Origin of the sequence: Mangrovimonas sp. YM274 (genome assembly GCF_030908385.1) — a bacterium.
GTDB lineage: Bacteria > Bacteroidota > Bacteroidia > Flavobacteriales > Flavobacteriaceae > Mangrovimonas_A.
Map to the genome: position 1 here is coordinate 119177 of NZ_CP133091.1, position 20719 is coordinate 139895.

Annotated in this window: 22 protein-coding genes; 8 read left to right on the forward strand and 14 right to left on the reverse strand. The window is 38.1% G+C overall.

Annotation, left to right across the window (positions count from 1 at the left end):
* Window positions 1–108: 108 nt before the first annotated feature.
* From RBH95_RS00555 to RBH95_RS00570, 4 genes are read right to left on the reverse strand one after another with little or no spacing between them, the layout of a single operon-like run.
* On the reverse strand, window positions 109–1110 hold the full coding sequence (locus RBH95_RS00555; protein ID WP_307900794.1) for a radical SAM protein: 1002 nt from the start codon (window positions 1108–1110) through the stop codon (window positions 109–111).
* A 29-nt stretch (window positions 1111–1139) separates the two neighbouring features.
* Complete coding sequence (locus tag RBH95_RS00560) at window positions 1140–1370, reverse strand: ferredoxin (RefSeq protein ID WP_307900795.1); 231 nt, start codon at window positions 1368–1370, stop codon at window positions 1140–1142.
* Window positions 1370–2614: a peptidase U32 family protein gene (locus RBH95_RS00565; RefSeq protein ID WP_307900796.1), complete on the reverse strand. Its 1245-nt coding sequence runs from the start codon at window positions 2612–2614 to the stop codon at window positions 1370–1372. Before RBH95_RS00565 ends, RBH95_RS00560 begins: the two co-directional genes overlap by 1 nt.
* Window positions 2615–2620: 6 nt before the next feature.
* On the reverse strand, window positions 2621–3694 hold the full coding sequence (locus tag RBH95_RS00570) for a rhodanese-related sulfurtransferase (protein ID WP_307900797.1): 1074 nt from the start codon (window positions 3692–3694) through the stop codon (window positions 2621–2623).
* Window positions 3695–4086: 392 nt separating this feature from the next.
* Between RBH95_RS00570 and recA the strand changes: the two genes are divergently transcribed.
* From recA to RBH95_RS00590, 4 genes are all read left to right on the forward strand, one after another.
* Entirely contained in the window at window positions 4087–5097 is a 1011-nt protein-coding gene (gene recA / locus RBH95_RS00575) for a recombinase RecA (protein WP_307900798.1), read from the forward strand.
* A gap of 114 nt (window positions 5098–5211) precedes the next feature.
* A complete protein-coding gene (locus RBH95_RS00580; RefSeq protein ID WP_307900799.1) occupies window positions 5212–5625 on the forward strand; it encodes a hypothetical protein in 414 nt (137 codons plus the stop codon).
* 31 nt (window positions 5626–5656) lie between these two features.
* Window positions 5657–6199: an RNA polymerase sigma factor gene (locus tag RBH95_RS00585; protein ID WP_307900800.1), complete on the forward strand. Its 543-nt coding sequence runs from the start codon at window positions 5657–5659 to the stop codon at window positions 6197–6199.
* Window positions 6199–7734 (forward strand): hypothetical protein, encoded by a 1536-nt coding sequence (locus RBH95_RS00590; RefSeq protein WP_307900801.1) that lies wholly within the window; start codon window positions 6199–6201, stop codon window positions 7732–7734. Before RBH95_RS00585 ends, RBH95_RS00590 begins: the two co-directional genes overlap by 1 nt.
* A gap of 77 nt (window positions 7735–7811) precedes the next feature.
* On the opposite strand, the gene RBH95_RS00595 is transcribed toward RBH95_RS00590, so the two are convergent.
* Window positions 7812–8552, reverse strand: a complete 741-nt coding sequence (locus tag RBH95_RS00595) for a 1-acyl-sn-glycerol-3-phosphate acyltransferase (protein ID WP_307900802.1) — start codon at window positions 8550–8552, stop codon at window positions 7812–7814.
* A 112-nt stretch (window positions 8553–8664) separates the two neighbouring features.
* Here RBH95_RS00595 and trpS point away from each other — a divergent pair, with 112 nt between their 5' ends.
* Complete coding sequence (gene trpS / locus RBH95_RS00600; protein WP_307900803.1) at window positions 8665–9633, forward strand: tryptophan--tRNA ligase; 969 nt, start codon at window positions 8665–8667, stop codon at window positions 9631–9633.
* 7 nt (window positions 9634–9640) lie between these two features.
* A complete protein-coding gene (locus RBH95_RS00605) occupies window positions 9641–9808 on the forward strand; it encodes a hypothetical protein (protein WP_307900804.1) in 168 nt (55 codons plus the stop codon).
* Between the two features lie 101 nt (window positions 9809–9909).
* Here the strand turns inward: RBH95_RS00605 and dprA are convergent, their stop codons facing one another.
* On the reverse strand, window positions 9910–11010 hold the full coding sequence (gene dprA / locus RBH95_RS00610) for a DNA-processing protein DprA (RefSeq protein WP_307900805.1): 1101 nt from the start codon (window positions 11008–11010) through the stop codon (window positions 9910–9912).
* Window positions 11011–11115: 105 nt separating this feature from the next.
* Between dprA and RBH95_RS00615 the strand changes: the two genes are divergently transcribed.
* Window positions 11116–12054 (forward strand): SPOR domain-containing protein, encoded by a 939-nt coding sequence (locus RBH95_RS00615; protein ID WP_307900806.1) that lies wholly within the window; start codon window positions 11116–11118, stop codon window positions 12052–12054.
* 149 nt (window positions 12055–12203) lie between these two features.
* Window positions 12204–12716, forward strand: a complete 513-nt coding sequence (locus RBH95_RS00620; protein ID WP_307900807.1) for an acyl-CoA thioesterase — start codon at window positions 12204–12206, stop codon at window positions 12714–12716.
* A gap of 44 nt (window positions 12717–12760) precedes the next feature.
* Here RBH95_RS00620 and RBH95_RS00625 read toward each other — a convergent pair whose 3' ends face one another.
* The 8 genes from RBH95_RS00625 to atpG form a co-directional block, all read right to left on the reverse strand.
* Complete coding sequence (locus tag RBH95_RS00625; RefSeq protein ID WP_307900808.1) at window positions 12761–13987, reverse strand: murein hydrolase activator EnvC; 1227 nt, start codon at window positions 13985–13987, stop codon at window positions 12761–12763.
* Window positions 13974–14759, reverse strand: a complete 786-nt coding sequence (locus RBH95_RS00630) for a DUF4292 domain-containing protein (protein ID WP_307900809.1) — start codon at window positions 14757–14759, stop codon at window positions 13974–13976. The genes RBH95_RS00625 and RBH95_RS00630 overlap by 14 nt, the downstream gene beginning before the upstream one ends.
* Window positions 14760–14779: 20 nt before the next feature.
* Window positions 14780–16147 (reverse strand): lipopolysaccharide assembly protein LapB, encoded by a 1368-nt coding sequence (locus RBH95_RS00635; RefSeq protein WP_307900810.1) that lies wholly within the window; start codon window positions 16145–16147, stop codon window positions 14780–14782.
* Between the two features lie 37 nt (window positions 16148–16184).
* Window positions 16185–17204: a sugar phosphate nucleotidyltransferase gene (locus RBH95_RS00640; RefSeq protein ID WP_307900811.1), complete on the reverse strand. Its 1020-nt coding sequence runs from the start codon at window positions 17202–17204 to the stop codon at window positions 16185–16187.
* A gap of 39 nt (window positions 17205–17243) precedes the next feature.
* Window positions 17244–17678 (reverse strand): dUTP diphosphatase, encoded by a 435-nt coding sequence (gene dut, locus RBH95_RS00645; RefSeq protein ID WP_307900812.1) that lies wholly within the window; start codon window positions 17676–17678, stop codon window positions 17244–17246.
* Window positions 17679–17725: 47 nt separating this feature from the next.
* Entirely contained in the window at window positions 17726–19186 is a 1461-nt protein-coding gene (locus tag RBH95_RS00650; protein WP_307900813.1) for a polysaccharide biosynthesis C-terminal domain-containing protein, read from the reverse strand.
* Between the two features lie 125 nt (window positions 19187–19311).
* The gene (locus tag RBH95_RS00655; RefSeq protein ID WP_307900814.1) at window positions 19312–19770 is read right to left on the reverse strand and encodes a hypothetical protein; all 459 of its coding nucleotides are present in this window, start codon (window positions 19768–19770) and stop codon (window positions 19312–19314) included.
* A 78-nt stretch (window positions 19771–19848) separates the two neighbouring features.
* Window positions 19849–20712 (reverse strand): ATP synthase F1 subunit gamma, encoded by an 864-nt coding sequence (gene atpG, locus RBH95_RS00660; protein ID WP_307900815.1) that lies wholly within the window; start codon window positions 20710–20712, stop codon window positions 19849–19851.
* Window positions 20713–20719: the final 7 nt, after the last annotated feature.

A 20719-nucleotide genomic window follows, 5' to 3' on the forward strand; every position in this document is an offset into this window, starting at 1 on the left:
ATTTGCTAACCTATGTGAGCAAATGGAGATTAATAATTTGTTTTCTAAAATGTAAAGATAAGATTATTCTAATGACATAAAAACATCCCAGTTTTTATTGGGAGTTAATTAAAATTCAATTTCGTAATTAAGCTTATTAGACAGTGATTTCAGTGTTTTCTTAGACCTAAAAACATTAGTTAACAAGGTTGAACTCCAGCCTATTTCTTTAGAAAACTCATTAAAACTAGTTTCACGCCAATTAAAACCTTCTTTCCAAAATTGTTTAGGAGAAACATAGCAAAACGTATAGTCAAAGATAAAACTTGCTTGGTTTTCACCTTTCAACACAGATAATTCCTCAGGTGCCAACACTGTAATCCCATAAGCTTTGCATGTATCCTTAATTCCTTTGACAACTTTTGGGTAATCATCCTCTAAAGCAGAGATGTCAAAATCGTTATACTCTGTATTTCCAATTTTTTGAATGGGCCGTATTTGAAGGATATCAAAACTCTTGGGATCGAAGTGTTCAAAAAAATCCCGCAACTCATAAAAATTATCCTTGTTGAAGGTATAATTGATACGCACCTTAAAATCATACATCGCTTTGAGTTCTGCAAACGCCTTAAAGGCATCATGAAACTTTTCATAACTGGCTTTTTTCATAAAGCCTTCATAAGTTTCCTTGGTAACGCCATGCAAGGAAATTGTAAACTCATGCAACCCCGCCTTCAACAACTCCTCTATTTTTTCTTTTGTCAACAAGTTAGCGTTGGTGGTCAAGGAAATATAAGGAACATTATACTTCTTTCCTAAAGACACCAGATCCGGTAAATTTTTATACAACGTAGGCTCGGTACCACAACCAATTTGTAACTTTAAGGCTCGTCCAAAAATAGCATCTGCCACAGCTTTCAACTCCTTTGGTTCAAATTGCCCTTTAAGTGTTTTCACATAATCAGCATCTGTAAAATAACACATCTTGCAGCGTAAATTACAGGCTAACACCGGATCAAGATTTACCGCCAAATAACGTTTATTGAATTTATGTAATAGGTAAAGCCCCAAAAACTTTATCCTATAATTCTTTACCCTTCGGTTCAGCTGTAATAGTCTATAAACGTTCATGTATTGCAATATAGCAATGCAAAAAACACTTAAACACTTTTTACAGAAATTATTTTAACCGGGCAGGCTTTTGCCGCTTGGTCGCAAGGATCTAAAATAGCCTCATCCGGAGATTTCAAGGTAAAAAAACCTTTTTTCTCCTGACTTCGCAGAAGCACAGATTTCCCATCCTTTTTGGACATTTGAAACTGCTCAGGAGCTAACTCCACACAATAATTACAACCGATACATTTATTCCTCTGAAGGGTTACAACAACCATTAGGCCTCAACTTTATTTTCAACAATCTTATAAAGTTTATCCGAAGGACGCACTCTAAAAGGTATTGGGATGGTAACCGAATCTCCCTTTATTCCCTTTTCTAACTGCTCATCGTTCACCAACATAGTGTCCACCGTCATTTCTTTGGCGCCTGTTGTAGGCCCGGTAATTAAAATGGTATCCCCCAAGGACAAATCATAAGCTTCAATCTTAAACTCACCAATGCTGGCTTTAGGAAAATAATGCACACCTTTACCGATATACACCTTTTTCTGAGTCGCGTGCGATCCCGATCCTTTACTCCATTCTCCCAATTTCTGCCCTAAATAGTAACCACTCCAAAAGCCTCGATTGTATACTTTTTCCAATTCCTGCATCCAACCAATAACCTTTTCTTTTGAATAAGTTCCGTTTTCAATGCTATCAATCGCCTCGCGGTAACATTTAATGACATTGGCCACGTATTCCGGCGCGCGTCCGCGACCTTCTATTTTCAACACGGTAATCCCGGCGTCAATCACTTCCTCAAGAAAATCAATAGTACACAAGTCTTTTGGAGACATGATGTACTCATTGTCCAATTCCATTTCAAAACCAGTCTCTTGATCGACCACCGTATATTTCTTTCTACAGTTTTGCTTACAAGCTCCTCTGTTTGCCGAAGAATTATGCGAATGCAAACTCATATAACACTTCCCAGAAACCGCCATACACAATGCTCCGTGACCAAAAATTTCAATCTCCACCAATTTCCCTGAAGGGCCTTTGATTTGTTCCTTTTCAATTTGTTCTGAAATCTTCTTCACCTGACGCAAACTCAACTCCCTACTCATTACCATGGTATCAGCAAACATGGCATAAAATTTCACCGTTTCAATATTGGTAATGTTAATTTGCGTGGAAATATGCACTTCCATCCCCAACTCACGAGCAACCATTATCACGGCTTGATCCATAGCAATCACGGCCGTAATGTTCGCTTCTTTAGCACATTTCACCAAGGTTTTTACGATAGATAAATCGTGATCGTAAATAATGGTATTTAAAGTCAAATAAGTTCTTACTCCTTTTTCCTGACATCTTCTAGAAATTTCCGGAAGGTCATCCAAAGTAAAATTGATAGAGGCTCTGGCCCGCATGTTAAGCTGCTCAACACCAAAATAAACAGAATCCGCACCATTATCTAGGGCTGCTTGCAGCGATTCGAAGTTTCCTGCAGGCGCCATTAATTCAATCTTTTGCATAATCAATTAGGCTTTTTCTTGTTTAAAATGCTCGAAAATATTTCTTAGATCCTTTTTATAAGGCAAGTGGTCTGCACGTCCTTTTTTGAAGATATCATTACTGTTTCCCTGTCCCTTACGCAATGCTTTTTGCTCTTCGTATGGCAATCTGTTAATCTCCATACACGTGGTAGAACAACAGTTTTCCATCTCTTCCTGACATTTCGGACATTGAATGAATAACAAATGACATGCATCATTAGCACAGTTGGTATGCACATCAAAAGGCTCGCCACATTGGTGACATTGTGCAATGACATCGTCACTAATACGTTCGGCACGACGTTCATCGAACACGAAATTCTGACCTAAAAACTTATTTTCTAAATTTTGCTCTTTCACCTGACGAGTGTATTCTATAATACCGCCTTCAAGCTGGTATACATTTTTAAACCCTTTGTGTTTAAAGTAAGCACTCGCCTTTTCACAACGAATACCACCCGTACAATACATCACCAGATTTTTATCTTCTTTATGATCTTTTAAATCGTCTTCAATAATATCTAACGATTCTCTAAAGGTATCCACATCTGGGGTAACTGCATTTTTAAAATGGCCAATTTCACTTTCGTAATGGTTACGCATATCTACCAACACAGTATTTTCGTCTTCAATGAAGCGATTGAAATCTTTTGCCTTTAAGTGAATTCCTTTGTTGGTTACGTCGAAGGTGTCGTCGTTCAATCCGTCGGCAACAATTTTATCGCGCACTTTCACTTTAAGTTTCAGGAATGATTTGTTGTCTTGCTCCACAGCAACATTCAAACGGATGTCTTTTAAAAAATCAATGGTATCCAAATGTGTCTTGAACTCATTGAAACGATCGGCTGGCAATGACAATTGGCCATTAATCCCTTCATGAGCCACATAAATTCGTCCTAAGACGTCTAATTTGTCCCAAACAATGAATAACTGATCTCTAAATTCTTGAGGATTTTGAATTTTCGCGTATTGGTAAAAAGAAAGCGTCAATCGATTTTTCCCTGCCTGATCGATTAATTCTGCTCGCTCCTTAGCACTTAATTTATTGTACAGTTGCATGCTATACTAATGTTTTAAGGTTAAAGATTATATTTTAATGCCGCAAAGGTACTATTTTTAAATTATTGCACCATAACAAACAAAAAAGCACTTTAGAGAGACTAAAGTGCTTTTTAAGGACTAACTCGATATTATACTTTTTTCATTTACTATTTAAATTAAAAAATACATACCGAAGTTAGCCTCCATCGGCTTTACAGCTGCTATTAAAAGTAATGGCAACCGAAACGCCCAATGCCTTGTTGACAATTGTTTTCTTAAAGAATTTCATAGCAAGATTTCCCTTAATTATTAAGTAGATGTAGAATGCTTAAAAAGGTTGCGTGATAAGATTGAAAAAAATCAAAAGTTATCGTATTTTAGCCTGAATTTAATTTTAGAAAAACTGAATAATGAGTACTGAAAAAGAAGCGAAATTAAAGGCCTTGAAGCTCACCTTGGACAAATTGGACAAGGCTTACGGTAAAGGAACGGTGATGAAGATGAGCGACCAGGCAATCTCTGATGTTGAAGCCATTTCCTCAGGATCTCTTGGTTTGGACATTGCACTTGGCGTTGGCGGATATCCAAGAGGAAGAATCATTGAAATTTACGGTCCAGAATCTTCAGGTAAAACCACTCTTACCTTACATGCCATAGCAGAGGCGCAAAAATCTGGTGGGATTGCCGCCTTTATAGATGCCGAGCATGCCTTTGATAGATTTTATGCAGAAAAACTAGGGGTAGACCTAGAAAACCTTATTATATCACAACCAGACAATGGAGAACAAGCTTTGGAAATTGCCGACAACCTTGTGCGTTCTGGAGCTATAGACATTATTGTAGTGGATTCTGTGGCGGCCTTGACTCCAAAAAGTGAAATTGAAGGCGAAATGGGAGATTCCAAAATGGGTCTTCATGCACGTTTGATGTCCCAAGCGCTTAGAAAATTAACAGGTTCCATCAGCAAAACTAACTGTACCATGATCTTCATTAACCAATTACGTGAAAAGATTGGTGTCATGTTTGGAAACCCTGAAACGACTACTGGTGGTAACGCTCTTAAATTCTATGCTTCGGTACGTTTGGATATTAGACGCTCTACTCAAATTAAGGAAAGTGACGGTAATGTTGCCGGAAGTAAAACTAGAGTAAAGGTTGTTAAAAACAAGGTAGCACCACCATTTAAAACAGCTGAGTTCGACATCATGTATGGAGAAGGAATCTCCAAAGTTGGTGAGGTTTTAGACATTGCCGTAGAACATGAAATTGTTAAGAAAAGTGGTTCTTGGTTTAGCTACGAAGACACCAAACTAGGCCAAGGGCGAGACGCCGTAAAAGCCTTGATAAAAGACAACCCAGAGCTCATGGACGAGCTGGAAGGAAAGGTTAGGCAAGTTGCAAAGGAAGCTGCGTTATCATAATCTTAAATTAAAATCCCGTTTAAACGGGATTTTTTTTGTTTTTAACGCAACCTTTTAAGGCTTTTGGCATCTTACCTTAAAAGGTATAATTCTTTAAACCCAATAATGTTGAAAATGAAAAAGATATTAGTCTTATGCACGTTCCTACTTACTGTTCTGTCCTGTAGTCTTGATGACGACGGTTCACCTTCCTTCTACTATGAAATACTACCGGTTGAAAGCGTTGATATGCCTGAGGAGTTTGTTTTAGGCGAAACCTATCCCATTTACCTAAGTTATTTAAAGCCATCGAGCTGCTATGTCTACAACAATCTCTATTATGACAGCGAATTAAACCAAAGAACCATTGCCATTGTAGATAAAGTTTATGTAAATGATTGCATTGAGTATGACGAAGAAGAAATAGAGGAAGTATCCTTTAACTTTAAAGTTGTAAGCAACGGAACCTATATATTCAGATTTTGGCAAGGTGAAGATGAAAACGGAAATGATTTGTACTATATTGTTGAAGTGCCTGTAGTAGAATAAACATCGAAACCTAACCAAATACCGTGATAATGTGAGTTTAGAGCAACTCATAGAAAGTTGTAAAAAAAATAATGCTAAAGCACAAAGCCAGTTATATAAACTCTACTCGAGTAAACTATTCTCGCTGTGCTTAAAGTATTCGCGAAATTATGCCGAAGCAGAAGACAACCTGCAAGACGCATTCGTTACCATTTTCGGTAAGATCTCACAATATCAAGGCAAGGGCTCCTTGGAAGGCTGGATGAAACGCATCGCAATTAATACTGCCTTACAGCGGTATCGGAGCGCAGGCGTGTTTAATATTGTTAATGAAGAGCAAATAGAGGATGTCTCCCTAGAAATTGACGAAGATGACATCACCCTTGATTTTCTCCTCAAAATCATCCAAGAGTTGCCAGATCGTTACAGACTGGTTTTTAACCTCTATGTATTGGATGATTATTCGCATAAGGAAATTGCGAAAATGTTGGACATATCCACCGGGACCTCAAAATCCAATCTTGCCAGAGCACGATTGATATTAAAAGAAAAAATTGAAATGCATAAAACGGGATCCAACTCCCAATCTTTATAATGAGCGATAAAAAACATATTGACAGGCTATTCCAAGAGCAATTCAAAGACTTTGAAGCCACTCCCAAAGAAGACGTCTGGAACAACATAGAACAGCGCTTGCATGGCAACAAACGCAAACGTAAAGTCGTGGGCATTTGGTGGCAATTAGCTGGTGTGGCAGCACTTTTAGCATTATTGCTGACTGCCGGGAAGTTTATATTTAGCCCGCCCAATAGCATTCAGGAGAACACAATACCCCTTGTTGAAGAGCAAACCAACAGTGAAACGAACGACAGCGCTTTACAACAAACAACAACCGATTCTACCATCAACTCCAATAATAGTATCAACCATACTGTAACGGAAAACAATCGAAAGAAAGATGCTATGACCCCTTCGGAAAATGGACCATTGCAACAAGGCAAAACTTCCATAAGCGTTAATCAAGCCACAACGGTTGCGATTTCTTCTGAAAAGAACTCATCACAAACAAAAAACAATAGCCTTAGAAAAGCGCCACAACAACAAAAAAATGCTCTTTACATAAATAGTAATGAGGGCTTAACCAACAACTCTCCAAATCTACCTGAACCTAGCCCTTACACTACTACTCCTTCAGAAAAGAATACAAAAACCATAGACACACTGAAAGATGAAAAGACTAGAGTGGCAGGAATTACACCTTCTGAGTCTAGTGATATACTAGATAAAAATCAGGGTGATTTAAATAAGACTTTAGACACTCCAGAAGAAATAGCACAAGTAAACGAAAAAGAAGAGAACACAATAGAAGAGGCCATTGCTGAGGCCAATGAACAAACCAATGAAAAGGAAAAAGAGGAGAAACTAAACAGGTGGAACATTTCTCCAAATGTGGCGCCTGTTTATTTCAACACATTGGGTAAAGGCTCACCTATTGACGAACAGTTTGTCAACAATTCCAAAAGTGGCGAAATCAACACCAGCTATGGCGTTAGTGGTAGTTACGCCTTTAACGACAAAATCAAGGTACGCGTTGGCGTTAATAAAGTGGACCTTGGATATAGCACTAAAAATGTTATCGCTTACAACAGCACCAACAACAATAATGCGCAACTCCAAAACTTAAGAATGAGCAATAGCGCTTCCAACAACGCTGTTATGAGCACCCAAAACCTTAATAGTAGTTCTCCTGAGGTTATGAATGTAAAAACCTTTGGCGCCTTAGAGCAGCAATTCGGTTTTATTGAAGTGCCTGTCGAGTTGGAATATGCTTTGGTGAACAAAAAATTAGGACTTAACCTAATAGGTGGATTTAGTACGCTATTTACAAACCACAACGATGTATACGCTACTGGTGACGGCTATAGAATTCATATTGGAGAAGCCACCAACATTAACGACATGAGCTATAGCGCTAATCTTGGTTTAGGAATGAATTACAATGTATCACGAAAAATAAAAGTGAATCTTGAACCTATGTTTAAGTACCAGCTCAACACCTTCAATAACACCTCTGGCGATTTTCAGCCATACTTTATTGGCGTGTATACTGGGTTGAGTTATAAATTTTAGTTTTTTAGTTGGTTAGATGAATTATTGCTTAAATCCGCAGTAATTGCTGAAAGCTGCCCTCTGCCAAAGGGCAGCTTTCATGTGTTATGGAATTCGGTTAATTGTTTCAAAATAACATCACGTGCCTGCCCATTTAACATTTTTGTATCGGCAATGGTCAACCCCTCAGTTGGGATAAACTTATGCACTTGCGCTCTCATCTTTCCTGGACTGCCACTAAAAAAAGTATAGGAAAATCGTTTTTTGTTATCGGCAAAAGTTAAGGGCACTACAGGAATTTGATGGTTAATGGCCAATCGGAAGGCTCCATCTTTAAACTCATCCAACACAATGGACTCATCAGGTACGCCTCCTTCAGGGAAAATACAAATGCTCAACCCCTGCTTCAACCGTTTTTGAGCTCTTAAAAACACCGCTTTTCTGCTCTTTTCAGAACTGCGGTCTACCAAAATACACGTGCGCTTATAGAAAAATCCAAACAATGGGATTTTTGCCAATTCCTGTTTCCCAACAAAAACAAACGGATTCTTAACACTTAACAACATTAACATAATATCCGTCATCGATGTATGGTTGGCTACAAACATATAACTATCGCATCTTTCGGGTACAGCTTCACGTTCAATTTTCACCCTAAAACCCATCCCAATTAAAATGAACCTAGCCCATATTCGCGCCAATCTAAAGAAAAAAGGATACCAACTTTCCTTAAGAATGGAAAGGATTAAAAATGGAAATAAAATTATAATAGGAACCGCAACCAAAATGTAAAACCAAATGCGGTATAACAGCCAAAATATATATTTGAATATCTTCATTGCGACCAAAACTAGTCAAATTTATTGAGCTATTGTAGTAAAAAAAGTACCTTTGTTCTTCCAAAAAAGAAAAGTCTAATTTTAATTAATTTCCATTTCAGGGAAACTACACATGGCAAGAATACTTACAGGAATACAGAGTACAGGAACCCCGCATTTAGGGAACATTTTGGGCGCCATTTTACCGGCCATAGAAATGTCTAAAAACGAAGCAAACGATTCGTTTTTGTTTATCGCCAACCTTCACACCTTAACGCAAATTAAAGATGCTGAAGAGTTACGATACAATACCTATTCTGTAGCTGCCACTTGGCTAGCCTTTGGCTTGGACATTGAAAAAACAGTGTTTTATAGACAAAGTGATATCCCGCAAACCACTGAATTGTCATGGTACCTAAGCTGCTTTTTCCCATACCAACGTCTTACTTTAGCGCATAGTTTTAAGGACAAGGCAGACCGTTTGGAAGATGTCAATGCAGGTTTATTCACCTATCCAATGTTAATGGCCGCGGACATTTTATTGTATGATGCCGAAATTATTCCGGTAGGAAAGGACCAATTACAACATATTGAAATGACTAGAGATGTGGCCTCCCGCTTTCACACTAAAATGGGAGAGGTTTTCGTATTACCCGAAGGAAAAATTCAAGAAAACACAATGCTCATCCCAGGTACAGATGGGGAGAAAATGAGCAAGTCCCGAAACAACTTTATCAATATTTTTGAAACGGATAAAAAGCTTCGTAAACAGATTATGGGCATCAAAACCGATAGCACCCCTTTGGAAGAACCAAAAGACTGGTCAACCTGCAATTGTTTCGCCATTTATAGTTTGTTGGCAAATGATACTCAAATAGAAACCATGAAAGCCAACTACGAAAATGGCAATTATGGCTACGGACATGCCAAACAAGCTCTGTTTGAACTCATCGTTGAAAGATTTGCCGAACCAAGAGAAAGATACCAGTACTATATGAACAACCTAGATGAACTCGACAAAGCATTAGCGCTTGGTGCGGAAAAGGCCAAAGCAGTAGCCAATGATGTTTTAAAACGTGTAAGAGAAAAAGTTGGGTACTAAATAAATCATGAAAAAAAGATTCCTGGGCCCTTTAGCCAGTATTTTAGCGATGCTATTGCTTATAACCTCTAGAGTTATGTCGGGAAAACCATTTGATTGGCTAACCTATGCGGCCATTTTTGTGATAATTGGAACCATTGTTGTTATTGTAATAGAATTCAAAAAAGGAAAATAATTCCGTAAACTATAATTTACACAGATCGGAAGCCTCCCCTTACAAGGAGGCTTTATCTTTTACATTAATTCATAACACCTTAAATATCCAAGATTGCTTGCTTAAACTACCTCAAACAATTTTCCAGGAAGCGGCCTTACCACACCTTTCAATTCCATATTTAATAGGATTCCGGCTATTTTGAAAATTGGAAGTTGACATGCCAAAGCTATACTATCCAACAACTGTTTATCATGCTCCTTTAAATAATTATACACCTTTTTTTCCTCACCATCCAATTCTACAAATAATTGTTTTTGAACAGCAGACGGTTTTTGATCCATAGACCAATTTAAGATATAAGGAACATCCATGGGCGTAGAAAGTAAATGTGCCTTTTGCTGTTTAACCAAATTATTGCAGCCCACGCTCTGTAGATCTGCTGGGCGACCAGGGACAGCAAAGACTTCCCTGTTATAAGAATTAGCAATATCAGCAGTTACCAAACTACCACCCTTTTCAGCCGACTCGATGACAATAGTTGCCTCACTTAGCCCTGCAATAATTCTGTTGCGCTTTAAAAAATTAGTTCTATCAAAAGCATCGGTGCTCCAAAAATCTGTGAAGAATCCACCGTTAGCTTCAACACTTGCCATATATCGCTTATGACTTTTGGGATATATTTGATTGAACCCGTGAGCCAAGCAACCTATGGTTTGAAGATTATGATCCATGGCAGCCTTTTGAGCAGTGATGTCTGTGCCATAGGCAAAACCGGAGACAATCACGGGATTAAACACGGCAAGGTCTTCAACCAAGCGCTCGCAAAAGGCAATACCACTATTTGTAATCTTTCGTGCCCCTACAATACTAATGATATGTCGACCTTTAAGATCGATATTTCCAACCTGGAACAATAGCACAGGACCATCAATACAATGTTTCAATTTATCCGGATAATCTTCATCCTTAAAATACAAACATCGAATCCCATTATCCTTGATAAATTGCAATTCTGCTTCAGCGGCCTTTAGATAGCTAGGGTTTCTAAAATCCTCTATGCTAAGTTTTCCAATACCATCAATCATGAGTAATCTTTGAGGCTTCTCATTAAGCACCATTTGGGCAGTTCCGCAGTGCTGAATCAATTTTTTCGCCTTCATATCCCCTATTTTAGGAATGTGCTGCAAGGCCAAAGTATAGAGCAATTGGTCGTCTGTCATCCTATAATTTGCTGATTGTAAACTTAAAGAACGGCATTTTTAGGCTGTTAATAAATAGTTAAGGTCATTTTTTATTCGTTTTAAAAAATTTATAACTTTGTTTTTATGCATATAGAAACCTACATAAGCGATTTACTTTACAGGTATGATTGTGTTATCATCCCTGAATTTGGAGCCTTTTTAACAAACCGTGTTTCTGCCAAGATCAATGCAGACACCAATGCGTTTTACCCTCCCAAAAAAGTACTGTCCTTCAACGAGCAATTGCAAAGCAACGATGGTTTGCTTGCCAATTACATCTCGGAGGTTGAAAAAATCCCTTATGAGGTTGCTGCCCAAAAATTAAGCAAGCACGTAAAATCCATCAAGTCGTATTTGGTACAAGGCGAAACTTTATCCTTCCATAACATTGGAGATTTGGTGTTAAACTCTGAAGGCAAAATTGTATTTGATCCTTCATTCCACGTGAACTATTTAACAGATGCCTTTGGTTTGTCGCAATTCAATTCTACTAGTATTACTAGAGAAGCGTACAAAGAAGAGGTGGAAGCCATAGAAAAGGTTGTTCCTATTGCTGTAACACCTGAGACACGTAAGGCCAGACCATATTTGCGTTATGCAGCCATAGCTCTTATTGCCTTGACCGCTGGAAGTTTTGCTATATCCAACTACTACATGAAGGATGTAGAAAACCACAATCAACTGGCTTTGGAAAAAGCCAACGAAGAATTAGATCTTAAAGTTCAAGAGGCTACGTTTGTTATAGATAACCCTCTACCTTCGGTAACCTTAAATGTCGCAAAGCAATCTGGAAATTACCATATCGTAGCTGGTGCTTTTAGAGTTGAGGCGAACTCCGACAAAAAAGTTGAGCAACTGCAAGACCTAGGCTACAATGCTCGTAAAATTGGCGTTAACAAGTATGGCCTTCACGAAGTGGTATATGCTAGCTTCAACAGCCGCTTAGAAGCCCTACAGATGTTGCAAAAAATAAAAAGCGAACACAGTAAGGACGCTTGGCTATTAGTAAAACAACTAGATTAGTTTCCTAAACATTACTCCTTTTTTATTTAGTAAACAACTCTTTTAATTAAAAAAGAGATTGCTGGCATACCCTGTATTTTGATAATTTATTTAAATATTGGGTGATTGCCCAAAATCGCTTTACCTTTGCACCACTGTAAACAAAACTCATGGAAGCAAAAACACCAAGCTCGACAAAAACCGTAATGACAGACCTCGTATTACCGAGCGAAACCAATCCTTTAAACAATCTCTTTGGAGGTGAATTATTGGCTAGAATGGACCGTGCTGCAAGTATTTCTGCAAGACGTCATTCCAGAAGAATTGTAGTTACAGCTTCTGTAAACCATGTAGCTTTTAATAGAGCCATTCCTCTAGGAAGTGTTGTAACAGTTGAAGCTAATGTATCCAGAGCCTTTAAAAGCTCCATGGAGGTATTTATAGACGTTTGGATTGAAGACCGCGAATCTGGTGAGCGCACTAAGGCCAATGAAGCGATTTACACCTTTGTGGCTGTAGACGAAACTGGAAGACCCGTAAAAGTACCTCAAGTAACCCCAGAATCTGATCTTGAAAAAGAACGCTATGCCGCCGCTCTTCGCCGAAAGCAACTTAGCCTGGTGCTAGCAGGAAAAATGAAACCAAAGGAAGCTACAGAACTGAAAGCCCTTTTTGAGGAATAATTACCTGAAGCTACTTTTTCAATTCTTAAAAGAATTAAATAAGCCTACAGTTTATTGATCCAATGTGCTGGGTTTTCTAATTTGGCATCTTTATACACTCTAAAATACAGCAGTGTTTCGCCCGTAGAATTATTTGTAAACACTTCGCCTAAATCTTGTTTTGCGGTCACCTTATCTCCTTTATTCACATATATTTTGGAAAGGTTTCTATAAACTGTCATATAATTACCATGCCTAACAATTATTACAGGGTTAGCATTTGGAATTGCGATGATTTGGGATACCTCTCCATCAAAAACAGCCCTCACTTTTGCACCCTTTTCGGTAGCAATTCTAACACCTTTACTATTAACGGTCACCGTTTTATCAATAGCTGACGGCTGCTTACCAAAGCGCATTTTAACAATACCACGTACTACAGGCCATGGAAGCTTACCTTTGTTAGCTTCAAAAGTGGCCGCCAAAGCTTTCGCTTCTGGAGTCAATGCAAATGCAGATGAGTTCTTTGATTTCCCCGCCTTTTTATTAGAAGCAGCAATGGCCTCCTTAATCAAACGGTCGATCTCTTTGTCTATTCTGTCAGACTCCTTTTGCTTCTGCTTTAATTGCGCATTGTACTTAGTCATATTGCTTCGTATGGACGCCATTAACACTTCATGTTCCTTTAATTCTGCCTCTAATTCCCTTTTGGCTATTCTATTCTCCTCTACCAACTTTTGCTTGTCCTCTTTCTGCTTTAGCAATTCGGTATTTAATTTTTGAAGTTTTGCCGTTTTAGCCTTTATTTCTTCTCCTTGCTGCTTTTGGTAATCGCTGTATTGCTTTATGTACTGTAAGCGCTTATATGCCTGTTTAAAATTGGTAGACGACATTAAAAACATGACACGGCTTAATTGCGATTTATTTTTATAGGACTTTACAATCATGGCAGCATATTGCTCCTTCAGCTCTTTCAGCTGGTCTCGTAAATCGGAAATTTGCTTTTGATTATTATTAATATCTCGCGTCAATAAATTGGCTTGGTCATTTGTAACTTTAATCAAATTTTTACGCACGCTTACCTTGTAGTTTAAATCCTCTACTAAAGTAATTACATTCTTTTCCTTCTTTTTATTGGCAAACAGTAAGCTATTAAGCTGTTCCATTTCCTTTTTAAGCTGCAGACGCCTTGCCTCCAATTGCTTTTGTTTATCACTTTGGGCCTGGGCAAATACACTGCCCATAAATACACAAATGATAAAAATTATGTAAGTTGCCTTAGTTTGCCTCATTAACAACAATCTCTTTAAATCCGGTAGGTATTTTAAATGGGAATCGGAGGTCTTCGTTAAAAGAAACCGATTTATACTCCAAGTCTATAGTTACTTCTTCATTTTCTTCCACTGCATTGATATGCACCTTTTCAGGAACTATTTGCTTACCAACCTCCTGATAGCTTTTATAATCAATTTGCAACATTCTTCTGCTTAATGGTTGATACAATTGTTGGGAGTCCATTTTGAAATGACTAGGATTAAGAAGATAGAACAATTCAAAAATGGCACTCTGCTCTTCAGGTTGTAACACATATGAATTTTCATGAGTTGACGCCACATATTTATTGGTTTTCAGACCAAAAATAGGTTCTGCCAATAAAAGGTTCTGTACTTTTTGAAAATCGAGTTCTATACCCAACAAATCGCTCAACAACCGATAATCTCCCTCAAAATACTGATTATTGATTTTATCATAATACTTCACTTCATCAGGTGTTATCATAGCTCTGGCAAGGCCCAAAGTAGCATTGATCCAGATAACTTTATCCTTCTCCATGCGTAAATTAACACCATAGGATTGAGTGGTTGTCCCTTCCATATAGTCAATTTTAACCTTAGACTGGAAGGTCTTGAACTTTAATTCCTGCTTGGAATTTTCCTTTATTAGTTGTTTCGCCGTAACCTCTTTGTTGAGTTCACCCGTACCACTCACCTTTAAGGCCGACTTACAGCCTACCGCAAGACTAATTAACGCAGTTAACACAAGAGGTTTTATAACTTTTATCATAGTTTCAATTTATTGGACTTTTAATTTTGTCCATTTTTTAGGGCATCAGCTTTTTTGGCGAAAGATTGTGCCTTTTCTGAATTTCCCTGTTGGCCATATGCAACACTCAATTGCCTGTAAAAATCAGACTCCATTTTTGGGTCTTCAATTATATAATCCAACCCTGTTTCCAACATCTCTATGGCCTGTTTGGAATACTTCAAATTGTTATTGGCAACTCCATTGATAAGATAAAAAATGGGTTGAGCCGGATACAACTCCAAAGCCTCGTTACTTTTTATAATAGCCTTTTCATTTTGGTTTAAATCCAATTGCAACAACAACACATCTTTGATAAGATTATAATCGTTAGGCGCTTCCTTTAACGCTTCTTCATAATATGTCAAAGCCTTGGTTTTATCGCCTGTTTTAAGATAATACTGCCCCAACTCCTTAAGAGTCTTGATACTTTTATCATTGTCAATTAAAGTGACCACCTCCAACAATTCCCCTTCATACTCAGGGTGTTTCCCAACAAAACCAACAAAATCATTCAGCACTTTTGCTTTGGCATCAGCATTTATCGCAGAACTGGTCAATACAATTTTCATGGAATTCACAGCTTTGTCCACATCATTTTCTTCCAAATAAAACTTATAAAGGGCCAAGTGTACCAACTGCGAATTTGGATTGACCTCCAACAATTTTTTAGCTGTTTTAAAGGCTTTTTCCTTGTCACCGCTCTCACTGTAATGATACACCAATTTTAGGTAGTTGTTTTCGTTTTCAGGATTGAGCTCCAAACGTTCTTCTAGGTTTTCGATGCGCTCCTCGTCATCTCCCGTAATGTTATAAATTTCATTACGCATATAATCCCTATCGGCGCTAACTCCATACTTTTCATCCAATTCATCCAGCAATTGCAGCGCATTTTTATACTTTTTGGCCTTTATGTAGAGCCCCACAAGATCATCACTATACGTGGGGTGGTATTTCACCAATTGCTTCACCGTTTTTATGGCTTTGTCTACTTCATTCTGCTGAATGTAGACATCGTACAATTCATCCAAATACCATTCATTGTCGGGTTCTTTGGAAATGGCCTCTTTGAGCGCATCCTCGGCAGCTCCAAAGTTTTTGAGTTTGTTGTAGTTTTTTCCAAGTTCAAAATACAACACAGCATCAGAATCGTCTATCTTAATGCATTGTTGCAAGGCTTCCACCGAGCGTTGGTAATTTTCAATGCCTTTTTGCTTCAGCGCTTCAAAAAAGTACTCTTGGTAGGCATCCTCAACATTTCCCAAATCGTCATCAGGACGCTTGTTAAAATCTACTTGGGCATACGTCTTTTGAGAAATGCATAGCGCCATTCCAAAAACAAATAAGCAACCGTAGATTTTAATTTTCATAACAAATACTGTTTACAATTTGGATATACTTTCATGACTATTCCAATACAGAATAATCACCAATGCTAATCGCCTTGAAATTACCATCGTATACCACATGGTTTCCTATCATGGCTTGGTCTAAGGTAGCATTTTTAATGATTGATGCATTCTGAATTAAACTATTTTTAACGCTTACATTATCCAGTACACAATCATTTCCAATAGAAACGTAAGGACCAACAGTTGTATTGTTAAGCACCACATTTTCCCCTATAAAACAAGGTTCGATTATGGTTGAATTTTTATTGATAACAGAATTGGATATCAGTTGTTCCTCCCCATCATTAGCCAAGAATCCCAACATTTTACCATTGGTCTCCACAGTTACGGCCTTATTTCCACAATCCATCCACTCATCTACCGTTCCTGTTTTAAACACCTTGCCTTCGGCCATCATACGCTTTATACCATCATTGATTTGGTATTCGCCACCATTCATGATGTTTTCATCCAACACTTCCTGCAGCTTCTGTTTCAACACGGCCACATCCTTAAAGTAATAAATGCCAATTACGGCTTGATCGCTTACAAAAGTTTTCGGCTTTTCAACCAACTCTATAATTTCCTCCTTCTCATTTAGGTTTACTACTCCATAGGCTTCTGGGTTCTCCACCTTTTTCGTCCAAATTACGGCATCGGCTTCTGGATCTAGATTGAAATTGGCGCGAATCAAAGTATCGGCATAGGCAATTACGGCCGGCCCCGAAAGTGAAGGTTCTGCACTCATAATGGCATGGCCAGTACCCAAAGGCTGGTCTTGTCTATAAATGGATGCTTTAGCCCCCAAGCTTTCTGCCAATTTAGTCAAGCTTTCAACAACATCATCCCCAAAAAACGCAGGGTCTCCCAATACAAAGGCAATCTCTTCAATTGGTTCTCCCAATACTTTGGCAATGTCCTTTACTAAACGGTGAACAATAGGCTGTCCCGCCACAGGAATTAAAGGTTTTGGAACGGTTAATGTATGAGGTCTTAATCGGGAGCCACGTCCCGCCATTGGTACGATAATTTTCATATGCATTGTCCGCGGAAGCGGAGATCTTTTTGTTAATTTTTATTTGGTTCCGGTACTTCCAAAACCACCTTCGCCACGAGCTGTTTCAGAAAGCGTTTCTACTGGAATCAATTCGGCACGTTCATGTTTTGCAATCACCATCTGAGCGATACGCTCACCATTTTCTATGGTAAACTCTTCATTGGAAAGATTCACCAAAATCACTCCCACTTCACCTCTATAATCGGCATCTACGGTTCCCGGTGCATTCAATACAGTAATTCCTTTTTTGGCCGCCAAACCACTTCTTGGTCTTACTTGGGCTTCATAACCAATCGGTAATTCTATAAACAAACCGGTTCCAACAATGGTACGTTCCAAAGGCTTTAAGGTTCGAGGTTCTGATAAATTGGCTCGCAAATCCATTCCTGCCGAGGCTATGGTTTCGTAGTTTGGCAAGTCATGGCTGGATTTATTGATGATTTTAATAGTCATAATTACAATATATACGTTGGGATGCCTCCACTAGCTCAGCATCTCATTTATTTTTTAAGAAATTGTTTGATTTGATTTTTTTCGGATATAACCACAATGCCCAAAAATACAATTAACAGCGCAATTCCAACAAAATAATTCCCTCTAAATCGGTAGAAAGACACAAATGCAAAAAGAATAGACACCGACATATACAGACCAATTTTTTTGAGATTGTACGGAATTGGATAGTACTTTCTTCCGAAGGCATAGGACAAAATCATCATTACGGCATAAGCGGATAAGGTCGCAATTGCAGAGCCTTTATAACTCATACTTGGGATTAGAGCAAAGTTAAGCACTAAGGTAATTACGGCCCCTATAATGGACACATAAGCACCGAATTTGGTCCTGTCGGTTATTTTGTACCAAACCGATAGGTTATGGTAAATCCCCAAACAGAAATTGGCCAACAAAATAATGGGTACAATCCACATGGCTTCCCAATAATCTTCACTTCTAATGACAATAACTTTCAATACATCGGCAAAGACCACAACTCCCAACAGAATTATTGATCCCAAGGCAACAAAAAACTCCAAAATTAAAGCGTAGTTTTTCTGTGGATTTTCGGTTTTGGCATGACTGAAAAAGAAGGGTTCAATTCCCAATCTATATGCAGTTGCAAAAAGGGTCATGAACAAGGCCAATTTATAACAGGCCGAATACATCCCAATATCGGTTTCGGCAACGTTACTTGGCAACAGTTTGTCCAATAAAATACGGTCGAAGGTTTCGTTGATGGAAAATGCAATTCCGGCAACAAGTACAGGGAAGGCATATTTCAGCATTTGCTTTAGCAAACCTTTGTTGAAATTGAACTTTACACGAAAGTAAAATGGCAGCATAAAAAACAAGGTCACACCGCTAGCGATTAAATTGGCAGTAAATATATAGTTGATTTCAAAGTTAGGCTTGTAAATGCCCTCAAATATGGAATCTTGTACAGCCAGCTCTTTCAAACCTAAGAGGAAAAACACATTCAACCCCAAATTAATGGCTACATTCAAAATTTTAATTATCGCGTAGCGCATAGGTTTTTGGTTGGCCCTTAGCCATGCAAATGGAATAATAACCAATGCATCCAAAAGCAAAATCCAAATCACCAAATTGATGTAGGTAACATCGATATCTATTAAAGTGGCTATCTGGTTTTGAAACAGCATAGCCAGAGCAAAAAACATAAAAGAAGATATCACCAAAGTAATGCTAGAGGTTCCGGTTACCGTTTCCCGGTCTTCGTCCTTGTTGAAAAACCTGAAAAAAGCGGTTTCCATACCATAGGCCAAAATAACATTGAAGAGTACAAAATAGGAAAAGATGATGTTTACTTTACCGTACTCTGCCACCGAGGATAATACCCCCTCACTTGTATATAAAGGAACTAATATGAAGCTTAACATTCTAGGCAAAACCGTCGCAATGCCATAAACAAATGTTTGTTTAAAAAGTGATTTAAGTCCGCTCAAGGGTTAGATTTTGTTCGGCTAAATATACAGTTTTCATGGTGGATATACAACGGACTAAAATTCCTATACTTCCTGAAAAAAAGGGATTCTTAAACCAACGCATTTCAAATACAAAACTGTACTTTCTACTTAATAATAAGCTCAAAAATGGAATCCTGTTTCACCTTTACAGCCCCCTCATGGAACTTCCCTTCATATGTACTATAGAATTTTAGGGAATTATCGTAAATCGAATCTTGATATTCCACAGGGAAATATAGATAATAATTGGTATCGGCAATTTCAGAATCCTTCATGGACATCCCCGCATATGGTTTTGTTGTACTGAAATAATAATGCTGCTTTACCGAATTGATAGTATCGAGTCTAACCATTTTCCCCTTAAAATAGATGCTATCCAGATGATCATATTGCTTACGAAATCGCAGCTTCATATGATACTCATTTCCCACAATATTATATCTGCCAGAAAAGAGTTTCAAGGATTCATTTTGAACAGGTTTATCAAGTTTAGAAGCTTGTCTAGAGCCAGAACAAGCCACAACAAACAAAGACAAAATGAGGAGATAGGTTGGTAGTTTCATAAAGTAAATATAGCGCAAAAAACAAAAGCCCCACGAACGTGGGGCTTTTAATACTATTTATATATAAAACTAATTTCCTTAGTTGTTCAAAGCTTCTGCTCCACCAACAATTTCCAAAATCTCGTTGGTAATCGCTGCTTGACGCGCTTTGTTATAAGTCAATTTCAATTGGTCTCTTAACTCAGTAGCGTTATCGGTAGCTTTGTGCATTGCAGTCATACGTGCACCGTGCTCACTGGCAAATGAATCTCTGATACCTTTATAAAGTTGCGTCTTTAAAGACTTAGGAATCAATTGCTCAACGATTTCAAGTTTTGAAGGCTCAAAAATATAATCCAAGTTAGCAGTTGCTTCAGTAGTTTCAATAGGTACAATTGGCAAAAATTGCTCTGTAGTCACTATTTGTGTTGCTGCATTTTTAAAACTATTGTAAACAATTTCAATCTTGTCGTATTCCCCAGCTACAAACTTATCCATTAATGTTTGTGCAATCTGCGCTACGTTTTCAAAAGTTAAATCATCAAAAATATCACTTTCATTGGCAATTACTTTATTGGTCTTTTTAAAGGCATCGTTAGCCTTTTTACCAATGGCCAAATAAGACACATCTTTTCCCGCATATTTCTCTGCTGTCAAAGTATTTACTGCCTTAATAATATTTGAATTGAATGCACCACACAAACCTCTATTGGAGGTAATCGCAACGATAAGAACTTTGTTTACCTCACGTTGTTCTGAAAATTTACTTCCTGAATCTGCATCCAAAGTTGCGCTTAAGCTTTGTAAAAGCTCGGTTAACTTGTCTGCATAAGGGCGCATAGCCGTAATTGCATCCTGAGCCTTTTTTAACTTGGCAGCAGATACCATTTTCATGGCACTGGTAATCTGCATCGTTGAAGACACCGATGATATTCTGTTACGTATTTCTTTTAAGTTTGCCATTCTATGC